Source organism: Streptococcus parasalivarius, from assembly GCF_054785155.1.
In genome coordinates this window covers 132701-148239 of record NZ_BAABOB010000007.1, presented here as the reverse complement: position 1 = coordinate 148239, position 15539 = coordinate 132701, and the positions used below count along the sequence as shown (strand labels likewise).

The 15539-nt window shown below is 40.4% G+C and carries 15 protein-coding genes; 4 read left to right on the top strand and 11 right to left on the bottom strand.

Annotated features, from left to right (window positions below):
• The first annotated feature begins 177 nt into the window (after positions 1 to 177).
• Positions 178 to 1455 (top strand): serine--tRNA ligase, encoded by a 1278-nt coding sequence (gene serS, locus ACYVQ1_RS08130; protein ID WP_461258412.1) that lies wholly within the window; start codon positions 178 to 180, stop codon positions 1453 to 1455.
• 34 nt (positions 1456 to 1489) lie between these two features.
• On the opposite strand, the gene ACYVQ1_RS08125 is transcribed toward serS, so the two are convergent.
• The 8 genes from ACYVQ1_RS08125 to ACYVQ1_RS08090 form a co-directional block, all read right to left on the bottom strand.
• The gene (locus ACYVQ1_RS08125; RefSeq protein WP_461250372.1) at positions 1490 to 2119 is read right to left on the bottom strand and encodes an HI_0552 family protein; all 630 of its coding nucleotides are present in this window, start codon (positions 2117 to 2119) and stop codon (positions 1490 to 1492) included.
• Positions 2120 to 2182: 63 nt separating this feature from the next.
• A complete protein-coding gene (gene der, locus ACYVQ1_RS08120; protein WP_084870047.1) occupies positions 2183 to 3493 on the bottom strand; it encodes a ribosome biogenesis GTPase Der in 1311 nt (436 codons plus the stop codon).
• Between the two features lie 105 nt (positions 3494 to 3598).
• Positions 3599 to 4501 (bottom strand): primosomal protein DnaI, encoded by a 903-nt coding sequence (dnaI, locus tag ACYVQ1_RS08115; RefSeq protein ID WP_461250371.1) that lies wholly within the window; start codon positions 4499 to 4501, stop codon positions 3599 to 3601.
• Between the two features lie 3 nt (positions 4502 to 4504).
• Positions 4505 to 5680: a DnaD domain protein gene (locus ACYVQ1_RS08110; protein WP_461250370.1), complete on the bottom strand. Its 1176-nt coding sequence runs from the start codon at positions 5678 to 5680 to the stop codon at positions 4505 to 4507.
• A complete protein-coding gene (gene nrdR / locus ACYVQ1_RS08105) occupies positions 5677 to 6156 on the bottom strand; it encodes a transcriptional regulator NrdR (RefSeq protein ID WP_002883820.1) in 480 nt (159 codons plus the stop codon). The genes ACYVQ1_RS08110 and nrdR overlap by 4 nt, the downstream gene beginning before the upstream one ends.
• A gap of 121 nt (positions 6157 to 6277) precedes the next feature.
• Entirely contained in the window at positions 6278 to 7807 is a 1530-nt protein-coding gene (locus ACYVQ1_RS08100) for a HAMP domain-containing sensor histidine kinase (RefSeq protein ID WP_461250369.1), read from the bottom strand.
• A complete protein-coding gene (locus tag ACYVQ1_RS08095; protein ID WP_002883757.1) occupies positions 7804 to 8493 on the bottom strand; it encodes a response regulator transcription factor in 690 nt (229 codons plus the stop codon). Before ACYVQ1_RS08095 ends, ACYVQ1_RS08100 begins: the two co-directional genes overlap by 4 nt.
• Before the next feature lie 155 nt (positions 8494 to 8648).
• Entirely contained in the window at positions 8649 to 9185 is a 537-nt protein-coding gene (locus tag ACYVQ1_RS08090) for a DUF177 domain-containing protein (protein ID WP_455454864.1), read from the bottom strand.
• Positions 9186 to 9483: 298 nt separating this feature from the next.
• On the opposite strand from ACYVQ1_RS08090, the gene rsmG reads away from it, so the two are divergent.
• The 3 genes from rsmG (at position 9484) to ACYVQ1_RS08075 (ending at position 12341) form a co-directional block, all read left to right on the top strand.
• Entirely contained in the window at positions 9484 to 10197 is a 714-nt protein-coding gene (gene rsmG / locus ACYVQ1_RS08085) for a 16S rRNA (guanine(527)-N(7))-methyltransferase RsmG (RefSeq protein ID WP_048673867.1), read from the top strand.
• Between the two features lie 68 nt (positions 10198 to 10265).
• Positions 10266 to 11630: a TrkH family potassium uptake protein gene (locus ACYVQ1_RS08080; protein ID WP_461250368.1), complete on the top strand. Its 1365-nt coding sequence runs from the start codon at positions 10266 to 10268 to the stop codon at positions 11628 to 11630.
• A 39-nt stretch (positions 11631 to 11669) separates the two neighbouring features.
• Positions 11670 to 12341 carry a potassium channel family protein gene (locus ACYVQ1_RS08075; protein ID WP_461250367.1) on the top strand — a complete coding sequence of 224 codons (672 nt, stop codon included), beginning with the start codon at positions 11670 to 11672 and terminating at the stop codon, positions 12339 to 12341.
• 87 nt (positions 12342 to 12428) lie between these two features.
• Here the strand turns inward: ACYVQ1_RS08075 and ACYVQ1_RS08070 are convergent, their stop codons facing one another.
• The 3 genes from ACYVQ1_RS08070 to ACYVQ1_RS08060 form a co-directional block, all read right to left on the bottom strand.
• Positions 12429 to 13259: an energy-coupling factor transporter transmembrane component T family protein gene (locus ACYVQ1_RS08070; protein ID WP_461250366.1), complete on the bottom strand. Its 831-nt coding sequence runs from the start codon at positions 13257 to 13259 to the stop codon at positions 12429 to 12431.
• The gene (locus ACYVQ1_RS08065) at positions 13252 to 14928 is read right to left on the bottom strand and encodes an ABC transporter ATP-binding protein (RefSeq protein WP_461250365.1); all 1677 of its coding nucleotides are present in this window, start codon (positions 14926 to 14928) and stop codon (positions 13252 to 13254) included. The genes ACYVQ1_RS08070 and ACYVQ1_RS08065 overlap by 8 nt, the downstream gene beginning before the upstream one ends.
• 65 nt (positions 14929 to 14993) lie before the next feature.
• Complete coding sequence (locus ACYVQ1_RS08060; RefSeq protein WP_060973167.1) at positions 14994 to 15539, bottom strand: ECF-type riboflavin transporter substrate-binding protein; 546 nt, start codon at positions 15537 to 15539, stop codon at positions 14994 to 14996.

Sequence of the window (15539 nt, the reverse complement as noted above, 5' to 3'; positions counted from 1 at the left end):
AGCTAGATCCTTTCAGAAAGCCTGCGGTTGCTGCGAGCAGGTAGGGTTAACCTACGAAATTCTACCGTTTCTAATAATTAAAAACATAAACAAGTGCACTCCTGTGAAGTTGGATGGAACCGTGGCTCATGTCACTCCAACACTTTCACTGGAGTGTTTTACTTTTTGGAGGAACTTATGTTAGATGTAAAACGTATTCGTAACGACTTCGATGCCCTTGCCGAAAAATTGGCTACACGTGGTGTTGCTGCTGAAACTTTAAATGAACTTAAAGAGCTTGATGTTAAACGCCGTGAGCTTCTTATCAAATCTGAAGAACTCAAAGCTCAACGTAATATCGCTTCAGATGGTATCGCTCAAGCTAAACGTAACAAAGAAGATGCTTCAGAACAAATTGCAGCCATGCAAAAAGTTTCTGCAGAAATTAAGGAAATTGATGCCGAACTTGATGCTATCGATGAAAAGCTTAATGCCATCGTTGTGACACTTCCAAATACACCAAACGACTCTGTTCCAGTAGGTGCTGACGAAGACGAAAACGTAGAAGTTCGCCGTTGGGGAACACCTCGTGACTTTGATTTTGAAGTTAAAGCTCACTGGGATCTTGGGGAAGACCTTGGTATCCTAGATTGGGAACGTGGTGCTAAAGTCACTGGTTCTCGCTTCCTTTTCTACAAAGGACTTGGAGCAAAATTGGAACGTGCGATTTACAACTTTATGTTGGATGAGCACGCTAAAGAAGGCTACACTGAAATGATCACACCTTACATGGTTAACCACGACTCAATGTTCGGTACTGGTCAATATCCAAAATTCAAGGAAGATACTTTCGAGCTTGACGGTACTGACTATGTCCTTATCCCAACCGCTGAAGTTCCTTTGACAAACTACTACCGCGGTGAAATCCTTGATGGTAAAGAATTGCCAATCTACTTCACAGCCATGAGCCCTTCATTCCGTTCAGAAGCTGGTTCAGCTGGTCGTGATACACGTGGATTGATCCGTCTTCACCAATTCCACAAGGTTGAAATGGTCAAATTCTCAAAACCAGAAAGCTCATACGATGAATTGGAAAAAATGGTAGTTAACGCTGAAAATATCCTTCAAAAACTTAACTTGCCATACCGTGTCATCACTTTATGTACTGGCGATATGGGATTCTCAGCTGCTAAAACCTACGACTTGGAAGTTTGGATTCCAGCACAAAACACTTACCGCGAAATTTCTTCATGTTCAAACACAGAAGATTTCCAAGCCCGTCGTGCACAAATCCGCTATCGTGACGAAGCTGATGGTAAAGTAAAACTTCTTCACACTCTCAACGGTTCAGGACTTGCTGTTGGACGTACAGTAGCCGCTATCCTTGAAAACTATCAAAACGAAGATGGTTCAGTAACTATCCCTGAAGTTCTTCGTCCTTACATGGGTGGTACTGAAGTAATTGCACCAAAATAACAAGGAAAATCTCCAGAAAGAACCTGGAGATTTTTTAGTTTTTATTAGCTTTCTCGAAATAGGGTTTCAACTTATCAAATCCATCAGCAAGCTCTTCTACTAACTCTTCCATAGTTTTACTAGTAGTCACTACCACATCATACTTAACCAATACCTTGCGGATACGACCATCTTTAACTGCTGCTTTAAGCATCTGACGATTCTCTTCAGTTCCTTCTACACGATGACTGACACCATCTTCCTGGGCAAAATAGTATAGAGAGGGGGCAATCGGTAAGTCTAGGACCTTATGTTGCTTAGCTAGAGTGGTGTCTGATTTTTTCCGTTCGACAAAGCTAACCTCAACTGAAATCCCCCATTTTTCAGGCTGACCATAAAGGCGAATCGCCATGGCAACATCGTCTAAACTGTTCTCAGGGGCCCTATAATAGCACCAAAAGTGTGGGCGACATATTTGTGCCTGATTGGCCCAATTACTGACACGATCCATCTTAAAGGGTGCCAAACGCTCCTCTAGAAGTTTTGCTAAAGTCTGCATTTCCTTACGAGCTGCTTGACCAAGTGCCTTGAGCACTTCCATCTCTTCTTGATGCGGACCCGCTTTTTCAGGTTTGATATACTTAACCCCTTGTTTAGATAAATAAGCTTTAATATTTTCTAACATCATTTTCTCCTTACAATGACAAAAGACCAACCCATAAAGATTCTATTCTGGTTGGTCTTTTTTTTATTTACGTTTACGAGCAATCAAGTGGATTGGTGTTCCTTCAAAACCAAAGGCCTGACGAATTTGATTTTCCAAGAAACGCATGTATGAGAAGTGCATAAGCTCTTCTTCATTGACAAAGATCACAAATGTTGGTGGTTTAACCGAAACTTGTGTGCCGTAGAAAATCTTAAGGCGTTTTCCTTTGTCAGTTGGTGTTGGGTTGATGGCAATGGCATCCATGATAACATCATTCAAGACAGCCGATGAAATACGACGGTTTTGACTCTCACTGATGCGTTTAATCATCTCTGGCAACTTGTTAAGACGTTGTTTAGTTTCAGCCGATACAAAGATAATTGGTGCATAGCTCAAAAATTGGAACTGCTCACGGATATCCGCTTCCCAGTTAGCAACGGTATGATTGTCTTTCTTAATCGTATCCCATTTGTTAACTACGATGATAATCCCTTTACCAGCTTCATGGGCAAAACCAGCAATACGCTTGTCATACTCACGGATACCTTCCTCGGCATTGATAACCATAAGAACAATATCAGAACGGTCAATGGCACGCATAGAACGCATGACAGAGTATTTCTCTGTATTTTCATAAACCTTACCAGATTTACGCATACCAGCGGTGTCAATCATGGTATACTCTTGACCTTCACTGTCCACAAAGTTTGTATCAATGGCATCGCGAGTCGTACCAGCAATTGGGCTAGCAATTACACGGTCCTCCCCCAAAATGGCGTTAATCAAACTTGATTTTCCGACGTTTGGACGTCCAATCAAACTGAAACGGATGATATCTGGATTTTCTTCTTCAACTTCTGTTGGGAGGTTTTCAACGATAGCGTCGAGAACATCCCCTGTACCGATACCGTGAACAGATGAAACTGGATAGGGATCACCAAGACCAAGAGAATAGAAATCATAGATATCTGCACGCATCTCAGGGTTATCCACTTTATTTACCGCCAAGATAACTGGCTTGTTGGTCTTATAAAGAATACGGGCAACGTACTCATCCGCATCTGTCACACCTTCCTTACCTGAAACGACAAAGACAATAACGTCAGCTTCAGTCATGGCGATGTCAGCTTGGTGCTTAATTTGTTCCATAAATGGTGCATCAACATCATCGATACCACCAGTATCAATCAAGCTAAACTGGCGATTAAGCCATTCAGCAGAGGTATAAATACGGTCACGTGTTACCCCTTCAACGTCTTCGACGATAGAGATACGTTCACCCGCAATTCGGTTAAATAGGGTCGATTTCCCAACATTTGGGCGACCCACGATAGCAACTGTAGGTAATGTCATATGTTTAAGTCCCTGATTAAAATAGGGATTCCTTTCTTCATTTAGCAGTCTCACTTCCACCAAGGGAAGCAAACTCTCTTATTCTTTATCATTATGAGATTCAACTTAGCGGCGATTAACACCCTTCAAGTGAACCTCTTTGGCAAGAAAACGAACACGCTCCATCACACGTTTGGCCTGCCAAGTCTCGTCTCCTTGACGTCCATTGGATAGCTTAGCTTCTAAATCCGCAAAACTATAGTTAGACGTAAAGAAGGTAGGCAGCTCTTCAATCATACGATGCTGGAGGATGACTTGCAAAACATCATCCCTAATCCAAGAAGAGAATTGCTCTGCACCAATATCATCTAGAACCAAAACTTCTGCTTGTTTGACAGCGTCTATTTGTTCCTTGACAGAACCGTCCTTAATTCCATTTTTAACATCAATGGTAAAAGATGGGTAATGAATAATGGTCGTCGCAACCTTCTTGGTTTCGGAAAGTTCATGAGCCATAGCAGCCAACATGAAGGATTTTCCAACCCCCATGTCTCCGTAGATGTAGAGGCCTTTCTGGTCTGGACTAGGGTAATTCGCCACAAAATCCACGAGACTCTCAAAGGTATCCACACGCGCCACATCATCTAGAGCAATATCCGCAAAGGTAATCTTACGATAAGACTGAGGCAGACTCACCAAATTAATCCGTTTAGCGATAGCCTGTTGTTCTTGTTGCTCTTTGAGCTGACGCGTCTCCTTATAGGTCACATCAGCGTAGCCTTCATTCATGGTCAGAATCGGCTCATACCCTTTGGCAATATAGGAGGCATCACCTTCTTTGACTTTACGGCATTCCACCAGGAATTGATTAAACTTAGGAAGACTACGTTTGATTTCATCCTGGCTTAGGCTATGCTCTTGAATAAAGCTAGCCACTCTTGGATCCGACAAAATTTGCTTCGTTAAATCTGTTGTATTGCCAGACCCATGATGCCCTGTTCGGTTTAGGGTTTGTCCAACTCTTTCCATAGGCTACTCCTTTCCTTTTTCTAGTTTTGCCAAAGCCCGACGTCTAATTTCATCCAATTTAGCCTGATCAGCCTGACTGGTTTGATTATCATAATCTGGATTACTCCAGCTCGGCACATTTGTTTTCTTCTTAGAATCAGCTTTTGCTTGTTGTGATTTCTTGTTGTAACCACTACGCAAAGCTAAAAGCCCTTGTTCGGCAGTGAGAATATTCTTAAAGTCAAAGTCGTTAGCAAGTTTAGAGATATACTCTCGATTCACATTCGTCGAACGTGTCCGTCCCAAACTGTAGGCAACCATGAGGTTAATGACCTCATCCATAAAGCCTCTTTGTGCCAAATCTGTGAGAATCTTCTTCTCAGAATTAGTCACAGCACCACCAGGACCCTTGGCACTTTGTAGATAATCTATAGGTTTTTCAGACCTAACCGCTTTAAGAATCTTTTCTTCAGTCTCCGTCAAAGCAGAGTCACCACCCAATTTTTGAGCTTGTGCCTGCTCTAATTGCACCTGCATACGCTTGACAATAATCTGATGGTTCACAGCTGTTTTTTTAGCCAAGAGATAGGTATCATACCAATTCATATGATGAATCTCAGACAATTTATAGATTTCAGGCACATCTGCCTTTTCATCTGAAAAGACAAGACCATCAGCCTGCATCCGATTCCTAAAACTAGTTAAATCAAATGAATTTTTAGGCTTGATTTCAGACACAGACTTTTGAGCCAAACGCTCATCGGTAAAGACATCCGAAAAACGTTTAGATAAATCTTGCAATCCTTGGAGACCTGCCGGTTTCAAAGCGTCTACTGCTGGTTCACTAATCTTTTGCTCGAGAAGTGAACTATAAACGGCATGTTTTAGAAACTGCTCAATTGTTAAGGGAGACTTAAGCTCTATCACATAAAACCCTTGAGGTGACTGGTAAAAGACCAAGAGATCTACTGCTGTCAGAACCGCTAGTGCTTCTTGAAGGGGCTGCATTCCAAAGTTAAGGTGATTCAGAATAGCCGCAAACTTATGGCGGCGATTACCATTGTCATAAAAAGCCACGAAATACTGGTAGAGAGCGTATCCCTCACTCCCAATAATGGGATAATAGCAACGCATTAAACTTGCCTGATCGGGAACGATAACCTGATTACCAACATAGACAAATTCTTCAATAGGTCTCATTTTTTAGACTCTTTTTTCGCACGTACAGTCTTGGTGATTTCTTGAAGTAACTCTTCAATCTCATCAACATCTTTGAAAGAACGGTAGACACTAGCAAAACGTACATAAGTAATTTCATCAAGGTCAGCGAGTTCTTTCATCACTAAATTCCCAATGACATCACTATCAACCTCTCCATCATGGTTACGGCGAATATTTTGCTCAATACGGGTGATGGCATTTTCGATATCCTCACTAGAAACCGGACGCTTCTGAGCACTCATCAAGATACCATTGAAAATCTTATCGCGAGAGAATTGTTCACGAGTACCGTCTTTTTTGACAACCAAAAGTGGAACTTCTTCCACACGCTCAAAAGTTGTAAAACGAGCATGACAAGAATCACACTCACGACGACGACGAATGGTATTCCCATCCTCTGCCTGACGGCTATCGATAACACTAGATTTATTATGTTGACATTTTGGACAACGCATGCACTTCACCACCAATCTTTGAAATTCGGTACTCTATTTTACCATAAAAACACATAAAAAGCACGCTCTAAACGAGGCGTGCTCACGACCAAGAATCACTCTAAGACTCTTATAAATTGATTTAAAGCTCAAGTTGAGGTGTCGTCGTTTCTCCATCCGCAAATGGAATGTAAAGGTCGAAACGTGTTCCAACACCAAGTTCAGAACTAACATCGATACGGCAGCGATAAGCTTCCACAATTTGGTAAAGGATTGACAAACCAATACCAACACCAGATTGTGTTGTCGTACGATTACGTGCCTTATCTGAACGATAGAAGCGTTCAAAGATATGCTCAATATCTTCTTTAGAAATCCCTTCACCATTATCTTGTACTTGTACCAACATGTCATCTTCCAGAGCCTTAATTGTAACCTGGATTTCCTTGTTAACAGGAGAATACTTGACCGCATTATCAATCAAAATAGTAATCGCCTGTTCAAAGTGTTGACTGTAAATCTGTGCTGGACGCTCTGAGCTCTCAAAATCATTGAGATAGAATTGGTAATCTTCATGCAAGACACGGAAGTTACCAATAACCGTACGGATTGAAGAATTCAAATCACACGTATCATTTCTATGATTTTCAAATGATCCTTTGACACGGATAGAATCCAACATATCATTAATCATAATCGTCATACGGTTAGCCTCGTGACTTGCAGCCTCAAGACTCTCCTCAAGAATCTCAGGGTCATTTTTACCCCAACGTTGCAAGAGGTCCATATGGCCCTTGATAACCGCAATCGGCGTACGTAATTCATGACTAACGTCACTCAAGAAACGCATCTGCATCTGATTATTTTCTTGGATTTTATCCATCATACGGTTAAAGTTAACCGCCAAATCACCAATTTCATCGTGACTTTCAATCTTAGAACGAAGTTCCAAATCACTTGGCGAATCGGTGATAACTCCCATCGTTTCGTGCAGCTGTCTCATCGGACGAAGAATAGATGTCAAGACAACCACAGTTGCTGCGATAACTAGGACCGTCATCCCCACTTCTAGGAAAATCAATAAGAAAATCAAACGCTCTTTCAGAGCATAGTAGAATTCCAAATCATGGAAAATCTGAGCATAACCAACGATGGTCTTTTTATCCTTACCGTAAATTGGAACTTGTAGTAAGAAACCACGCTTTCCTTTATAGGACACTGACTTCAGTTTGTTTACTTCAGACATGCCTGGAGGAGAGTCTGTGTTTTCCTCAGAAGTAAAGATAAACGTTCCCTTTTTGTCATAAACAAAAACAGATTGGTTAGAAAATAATTTATTAGAAATTGCAACTTGACCATCCAAAGAGTGCTTTTCAGAAAGCACACCGTTAATGATTGATGCATAGATATTTTTAGGCGAATAAAGGGCCGCTAAAAGCGGTTCTGGACTCAGCTCTTCATCAGAATCCCAGTCCTTTTCGATATAAGTAACAACTTTCGAAATTGTATTATTTACATTTTGACGTTCACGTTGCAAAAGAAGCGTATTGGCCGAGAAAACAACAACCAGAGTGAACATCGACAATACAAGAAAGAAGACCACAGCAGTTGTCATGGTCAACTTTTTTCTAATGGTTACTTTACCAAATAATTTATCTTGTAATTTACTCATTTTTCACGGATAACGTAACCCATTCCTCGCACTGTTTGAATGTATGATTCCTTACCTGGAACATCGATTTTTCCACGCAAGTAACGAATATAAACATCTACAACGTTTGTTTCGATTGCATCATCATATTTCCAAACTTGAAGCAAGAGTTCCTCACGGGTCATCACTTGGTTCATATTGCTCAAAAGTGTGTTCAACAAATCAAACTCACGTTTTGTCAATGGAATTGCTTCATCACCACGAACAACTGTACGATTTTGAACATCCAATTTCAAATCACGATAAGTTGACGCTTTAGCTGGTGCATTCTTAGCAGCTTCGATATCTTGGCGACGGAAGGTTGCACGAATACGTGCCAATAGTTCTTCAATCGCAAAAGGTTTTACAATATAGTCATCAGCACCACGGTCCAAACCAGCAACAATGTCCATGATTGAATCGCGGGCTGTCATCATCATAATATAAGTATCTTTTTCTTGTTGGAGACGACGTGTTACTTCAAAACCGTCCATCTCAGGCAACATAAGGTCCAAGAGAATAAGATCGAAATCTTTCTCGAGTGCCATTTCAAGTCCTTCACGTCCGTTGTCTGCTGTCACAACGTCGTATCCTTCGTGTTGAAGTTCAAGAGAGACAAAACGAGCAAGGTTTTTCTCATCTTCAACAATCAAAATGCGTTTGCTCATAATAAGTATTTACCACTTTCTTAAAATTTTTTGACTTCTATTTCCCTTAAAAAGTCTGTAGATTTACCCTATAAATAAATCCGAAAATTAACTTCTAATGATATAATAATATAGTTTTTTAAAATTGTCAAACATTTTTAGTTTGTTTTTTTGAATTAATTTTCGTCAAATAGACCGTTCAATTGGGCAAAGGGATTACTTGCCTCTTTTTTCTTCTGTTGAAGTGCGGCAAAGTCCTCTTCTGACAAGACTTCCCAGTCATTACCTGAGAGCGAAATTTGTCCTGATTCTTCCTCAGGCGTTAATACTCTCAAAGGAATATTAAGAAGAATATTATCTAGAATACTCTCATCAAGATTAATGGTATCTCCATCCAAGATAAGAACTAGATTTTCTTCGACTAATTCCTTTTGAAGAGCAGCATCTGCCTCTTGTATAAAGGTTTCTGAAACCGGATAGTTAAAGCTAAGTGTCACAGGTTCAAGTGAACGGCTAGATGGCAAGGTAATATCATAGCTAAGTTGATAGTCCAAAAGGTACAAGCCATTATCATAGGCTACCTGACCACTTGCTTGAATCTGTTCAAGATTTAAAACTTGATCATAGCGTTCTTTAATAGACTCCAACAAAGAAGGTGCTTCGGTAAAGGCGAGCCCCTCTGGAGACTTTCTAACTTCTGAAAGATAAATCATTCTTAATCCTCAAATTAAATTTCCCCATAGGGATCTATTTTCAATCCACAAGACCATAATCCCCTACATTCACTTTTCATTAGAGAGCATGATTATGATTTTAGACTTAATTAGTATTATATCAAATTTTTAAGAAAAAATAACACCTTTAATATTACATATTTCTTAAACTTAGAACTTTTTTCAAAGCTAATGAGAAACTTACTCAGACCCAGTTTCCATCTGTCCTATAGAGTTAGATGAAAGCTCTTAATTATGGTAAAATAAGAGCATTGAAACTAGATAAAAGGAATATATAATGACACCTGAAGATTTTTACAAGGCTCTGAAAGAACTGGGGTTCGATCTCAGCCAAAAACAAAAAGACCAATTCCAACGCTACTTTGAGCTTTTGGTAGAATGGAACGAAAAGATCAACCTTACTGCAATCACAGAAAGAGACGAGGTCTACCTCAAACATTTCTATGATTCTCTGGCTCCTGTTCTTCAAGGGCATATTAAAAATCAAAGTATTCGACTTCTGGATATCGGAGCTGGAGCTGGATTTCCAAGTCTCCCTATGAAAATCCTTTGCCCTGAGCTTGATGTGACTATCATCGACTCTCTTAATAAACGCATCAATTTCCTCAATCTCTTGGCTGATGAACTTGAGCTCAGCGGTGTTCACTTCTATCATGGACGTGCAGAGGATTTTGGACAAGACAAGGCCTTCCGTGCTCAGTTTGATATTGTTACTGCCCGTGCCGTCGCACGCATGCAGGTTCTCTCAGAATTGACCATTCCTTTCTTGAAGGTTGGTGGACAACTTATTGCACTTAAAGCTGCAGCAGCTGATGAAGAGTTAGCCGATGCTAAAAATGCCTTGAACTCGCTTTTTGCCAAGCCTATTCTCAACGAGAACTACAGACTGCCAAATGGGGATGGACGTAATGTCACTATTGTCGATAAGAAAAAAGAAACCCCAAATAAGTACCCACGTCGTGCTGGAATTCCTAACAAGAAGCCGCTATAACGTTTATCCAAGGAGGTGTCTTACTCCTTGGATTATTATTTACTCTTATGATAACTCGGAGGTTTTCATTGATCAATCGTCTTTCTGTCACGCAAAAGCTGGTGCTCAGCTTTGTCTTTGTCATTATAGTGGGGAGTATTTTACTTAGCCTTCCCATAAGCCACTATGCTAATAGTCCAGAAACAAGCTACCTGGATCATCTCTTCAATACTGTGTCAATGGTCTGTGTAACTGGACTTTCTGTTGTCCCGGTCAGTAAGGCTTACAATGGTCTCGGTCAAATTTTCTCTATGCTTCTCATGCAGACGGGAGGACTTGGGCTCGTCTCTCTTATAGCCTTTAGCACCTATACCCTGAAAAATAAATTAGGACTGAGTGATCAAGATCTCCTTCAATCCGCACTTAGCAGGGATAACCAAAAAGATTTGAAAGCTTATCTTTTTAAGGTATATAAAATTACTTTTTCTATTGAAGCTTTAGCAGCACTTGTGATCATGACTGATTTCGTTCCTCGTTTTGGACTTGGTCACGGCATTTTTAATAGTCTCTTTCTAGCTGTCTCTGCCTTTTGTAATGCTGGATTTGACAACTTAGGTTCTAACAGTTTACAGGATTATGCAACCAATCCAACCATTAACCTTGCTGTAGCTTTTCTCATTATGTCTGGAAGTTTGGGATTTGCAGTTTGGATTGATTTGATTCAACTAATAAGACGCTATATGACAGATCGTCCTAGGAACTGGAAATTAGCTTGTAGGCCTTTCAGCAATCAAAGCCGTCTTGTTCTTATAAGTACAGGCTGTCTCCTCTTAGGAGGAACACTACTTGCTTGGTTACTGGAAATGGATAACTCTAAGACAATCGGTACTCTCAATGTCTGGCAACAACTTCTGGTGAGTTTCTTTCAGACTGTAACCATGCGTACCGCTGGCTTTGCAACTATTTCCTATACCAATGCCGATTTCTCCACAAATCTTCTTTTTATGATTCAAATGATTATTGGGGGTGGTCCTGGAGGAACTGCGGGTGGTATCAAGGTGACAACTGCCTCTATCATGTTCCTACTTTTTAAGTCAGAGCTATCTGGTAACTCGAGCGTTGTTTTTCGAAATCGTATTATATCTAATAAGACTGTTTTACAAGCATTCACAGTTATACTCTTTTTCCTAACAATGCTCTTTGTCGGCTATGTTATTTTGCTGGAGACTAATCCTACACTATCGCCCCTAGGCCTACTTTTTGAGAGTGTGTCAGCCATTGCTACCGTTGGTGTTTCAATGGATTTGACCCCTAATCTAAATACTCTAGGACGACTCGTTATCATGTCTCTGATGTTCATTGGCCGTGTTGGACCTATCACTGTTCTCTTGAGCTTGATGACAAAAAAAGAAAAGCATGTCTCTTATGCCCCAACTGATATTTCAGTTGGCTAAACAATTTTATTCATTGACAATATTCTGAAAGGATTTTATATGAAAACACAAATTATTGGGGTCCTCGGTTTGGGAATCTTTGGACAAACCATTGCAACCGAACTCTCCTTTTTTGGACAAGACGTTATTGCCTTAGATAATAACTCTACAACAATTGATTCCCTTGCTGATCAGGTGACTAAGGCCGCTGTTGGTGACATTACTGACATTGACTTTCTACGTTCTGCTGGTATTGATACTTGCGATACGGTTATTATTGCAACTGGGGAACACCTAGAATCGTCTGCGCTAGCGCTCCTGCAATGTAAAAAACTTGGTATTACAAATATTATTGCTAAAGCTATGAATAACAATTATGAGGAAGTCCTTTACGGAATGGGGGCCAACTGGGTCATCACTCCTGAGCGTAGCACAGCAAAAGACTTGGCTTCAAACATCCTCCGTTATAACATTTCAAATGTTTTTCATTTAGAGGACGACGTAGCTTTAATTGAACTTAAAATTCCAAAGGAATGGGCTGGAAAGTCCTTGCATACATTAAATCTAAGACAAAATTATAACATCAACGTTATTGGTTTTAGAGATGAGCAAAATGGCAAGTTAAACACTCACTTTGACCCAAGTAAGAAACTACCTGACGACGGAATCATCCTAGTTGTCGCCGACAATCGGACACTAGAAAAATTTGATTATCTAGGCTATTTGAAATAACAAAAAACGCTCCAATCTCGTTCATCTGGACAAGATGGGAACGTTTTTTATTATGCTTAATGGCAGATTCTCTCTATGCTAAGAGCATTATCCCCATGGATTATAAAAGCGACCATGATTGAAGAAGATTAATCCAATACTAATCCCAAATATAAGGATAGCTGATAGGATGACAAGGTAATCTTGTTTCATCAAAGATTTATGAACATACCATGTACGTTTTTTGTAGCGACCAAATCGTCGTAACTCCATGGCTGTCGATATGGTATCAATTCGTTCGAGAGATGAAAAAATTAGTGGAAGAACAATTTGGAGATTCCCGCGAATGCGTTTGACCAATCCCACCTTTTGCGACAAATCCAAACCACGAGCCTCCTGAGCCTTACGAATCGTAAAGAATTCTTCTTGAACATCTGGAATATAACGCAAGGTTAAACTCACGGAATAGGCAAATTTATAAGGAACCCTAATTTGATTCAGGCTAGCCGCAAACTGACTGGGATGAGTGGTCATAAGAAATAGAATGGCAAGAGGGACCGTTGAAAAATACTTGAGCAATAGATTTGCAAGGTAAAAAAGCTCCTGACTGGTTAGATAGAAACGCCCCCAGCCTTCAATAAGAACCGCCTTAGCCCCGTAAATTTCTTCACCATAACCAGGTGCGAAAAGGTAGACCATAAGTAAATTAAAGAGAGCAATTGATCCAATAATCTTAACAACGAAAGAAATATCTCGCCAACGAATTTTGGCCAAATAAAAGAGATAAATAGAAAGTAAGCCTACTGCTAGAATAAAACGTGGGTCATAGGTTGCCATACAAGCAACCGAAACCAAGATAAAGAAAAGCATCTTACTTGCCCCAGACAAATCATAGAGGAAACCTTGACCTGACTGATAACCAATTAAACGATTAGACATTAGGGCCTCCTTTTTCGATATAATACTGGGTTACTTCTACTGGATCACTTGACAATTTCTGACCCAAAGTATACAGAGATGTCTGCTTGAGATTAGCTGACTCAAGTAAATCCTTCTGATTAAGAATTGTAACAGGATTGTCGTCTGCAATGATTTCCCCCTCAACCACAACGAGACAACGATCACTATATTCCAACATGAGCTGCATGTCATGGGTAATCATCACAATGGTATGGCCTTGCTTCTGAAGACTGTCCAAGAAATTCATGATATCTGTGTAAGTCTTGTAATCTTGACCAGCCGTTGGCTCATCCAAAATAATGATTTCAGGTTTCAAGACCAAGATAGACGCAATGGTCACACGCTTTTTCTGACCAAAGGAAAGCGCAGAAATAGGCCATTTACGAAAACTATAGAGGCCACAAGTCTTCAGGACCTCATGAACACGCTCTTCAACCTCAGTTTCTTCAATCCCTCGCAAGCGTAAACCAAGAGCCACTTCATCAAAAATCATAGTTTGGCTAATCATCTGATTAGGGTTTTGCAAAACAAAACCTATACGCTCTGAACGCTCGGCGATGCTATCCTGACTGATATCCTGACCCTTGTAAGTTAATTTCCCTTGACTAGGGACAAAACCGCATAGAGCCTTGGCAAGCGTCGACTTTCCAGCCCCATTTTTACCGACAATCGCTAGTCGCTCACCTTTTTTCAAGCTAAAAGACATATCCTCTATAATCGCTGGATTATCCCCATAGGAAACGCTAAGCCCCTCAACCTTCAAAATAGAATCACTTGAACTGTCTCTTTTATCTTTCAAAACTCTATCTGGTAGAACAAGGCCAGATAAGTCTAAAGCATCCAATTGACTAAGATTTTGTGCATCTCTTGTGTCAAATCCCAACTGACGTAAAACCGTCACATATAGAGGTTCGCGAATCCCATTTTCCAGTAAGAGAGTACTTGATAAAAGCTCATCTGGGCTACCGTTAAAGAGGAGGGTACCATCATTGACCAGTAAAATCCGGTCAACAGGACGATAAAGAACATCTTCTAGACGATGCTCAATAATAATTGTTGTAGCTCCCACCTCTTTGTGGATTTTATCAATGAGGTCAATGGTTTCCTGTCCTGATTTAGGATCTAAATTTGCTAGAGGCTCATCAAATAAAAGAATAGGACTCTCATCAATCAAGACTCCAGCCAAACTAACTCGTTGTTTTTGGCCACCTGATAAGTCTTGAGGGCGGTGATTCAAAAGAGAAGTCAAGTCTAGACGTTCAGCCCAGAGAGCTACCTTATCCTTCATCTCACTTTGATTAGCACAATCATTTTCCAAGGCAAAAGCCAAATCCTCGGCTACTGTTAAGCCAATAAACTGACCATCTGGATCCTGCAATACCGTAGATACTAACTGTGACTTATCATAGATAGATTGCTTGAAAATATTCTGTCCAGCTATCCTTACCTGGCCTTGTGCCTGGCCTTTATGGATATTAGGTATGATACCATTGAGACACTGAGCCAGGGTAGACTTTCCGCTACCAGAAGGGCCTAAAATGAGCACTTTCTCGCCTTTGACAATATCAAAGCTGATATCTTTAAGCGTCGCTTCTGCTTGCGCATCATATTGAAATGTAAACTGATTAAAACTAATGTATTTATCCATGTTTCTACTAAAAAAGAGAGGAGGTATCAAAGCAAACTGACAGTCCCACTCTCCTATGATTCATGCTAGTCTTTGGTAAGACTACCAGATTGTGTACGTGAGCTAGCATAGATTGCAAGAAGGAGGGTTCCTCCGATTGCAATTGTAATAAAGTTGGCTACGCCAGCTACAAAACTTTGTGCATAAAGATATGACCAGGCTTGTGCGAATTGGAGTCTATCACCAATAGGGGTAACGATACCATAGGCAATAAGGAGGGCCAATGCTTGTGCTAGGTTAAACCAAATCATACTCATCAAAGAAAACTTGCCAGTTGTCACATCATATTTTTTGTTGAATAGACCAATTACAAGACCTGTAATGGCACTTGCAAACACCCAAGCCCATGAGATATTTCCGTATTGAATACCATCTTTAAGCGCATGCCCAATAAAGCCCATAAAGAAACCAGTAATAGGCCCAAAAATCACTGAGAATAGGGCTTGAACAGCATACTGAAGTTGGATGCTGGTATTCCCAAAAATAGGAATATTAACAAACATACCAATGATAATAAAGAGTGCTGCACCAATACCTGTCGCAACTACTGTACGAATTGAATTATTTTTCAT

Excerpts from the sequence above, each read along its gene's own strand:
- ACYVQ1_RS08090 (WP_455454864.1), bottom strand. The coding sequence starts at position 9,185 with ATGATTTATCTTTCAGAAGTTAGAAAGTCTCCAGAGGGGCTCGCCTTT.
- ACYVQ1_RS08095 (WP_002883757.1), bottom strand. The coding sequence starts at position 8,493 with ATGAGCAAACGCATTTTGATTGTTGAAGATGAGAAAAACCTTGCTCGT.
- ACYVQ1_RS08100 (WP_461250369.1), bottom strand. The coding sequence starts at position 7,807 with ATGAGTAAATTACAAGATAAATTATTTGGTAAAGTAACCATTAGAAAA.
- ACYVQ1_RS08075 (WP_461250367.1), top strand. The coding sequence starts at position 11,670 with ATGAAAACACAAATTATTGGGGTCCTCGGTTTGGGAATCTTTGGACAA.
- rsmG (WP_048673867.1), top strand. The coding sequence starts at position 9,484 with ATGACACCTGAAGATTTTTACAAGGCTCTGAAAGAACTGGGGTTCGAT.
- ACYVQ1_RS08110 (WP_461250370.1), bottom strand. The coding sequence starts at position 5,680 with ATGAGACCTATTGAAGAATTTGTCTATGTTGGTAATCAGGTTATCGTT.
- ACYVQ1_RS08065 (WP_461250365.1), bottom strand. The coding sequence starts at position 14,928 with ATGGATAAATACATTAGTTTTAATCAGTTTACATTTCAATATGATGCG.
- dnaI (WP_461250371.1), bottom strand. The coding sequence starts at position 4,501 with ATGGAAAGAGTTGGACAAACCCTAAACCGAACAGGGCATCATGGGTCT.
- nrdR (WP_002883820.1), bottom strand. The coding sequence starts at position 6,156 with ATGCGTTGTCCAAAATGTCAACATAATAAATCTAGTGTTATCGATAGC.
- ACYVQ1_RS08070 (WP_461250366.1), bottom strand. The coding sequence starts at position 13,259 with ATGTCTAATCGTTTAATTGGTTATCAGTCAGGTCAAGGTTTCCTCTAT.
- ACYVQ1_RS08125 (WP_461250372.1), bottom strand. The coding sequence starts at position 2,119 with ATGTTAGAAAATATTAAAGCTTATTTATCTAAACAAGGGGTTAAGTAT.
- serS (WP_461258412.1), top strand. The coding sequence starts at position 178 with ATGTTAGATGTAAAACGTATTCGTAACGACTTCGATGCCCTTGCCGAA.
- ACYVQ1_RS08060 (WP_060973167.1), bottom strand. The coding sequence starts at position 15,539 with ATGAAAAATAATTCAATTCGTACAGTAGTTGCGACAGGTATTGGTGCA.
- der (WP_084870047.1), bottom strand. The coding sequence starts at position 3,493 with ATGACATTACCTACAGTTGCTATCGTGGGTCGCCCAAATGTTGGGAAA.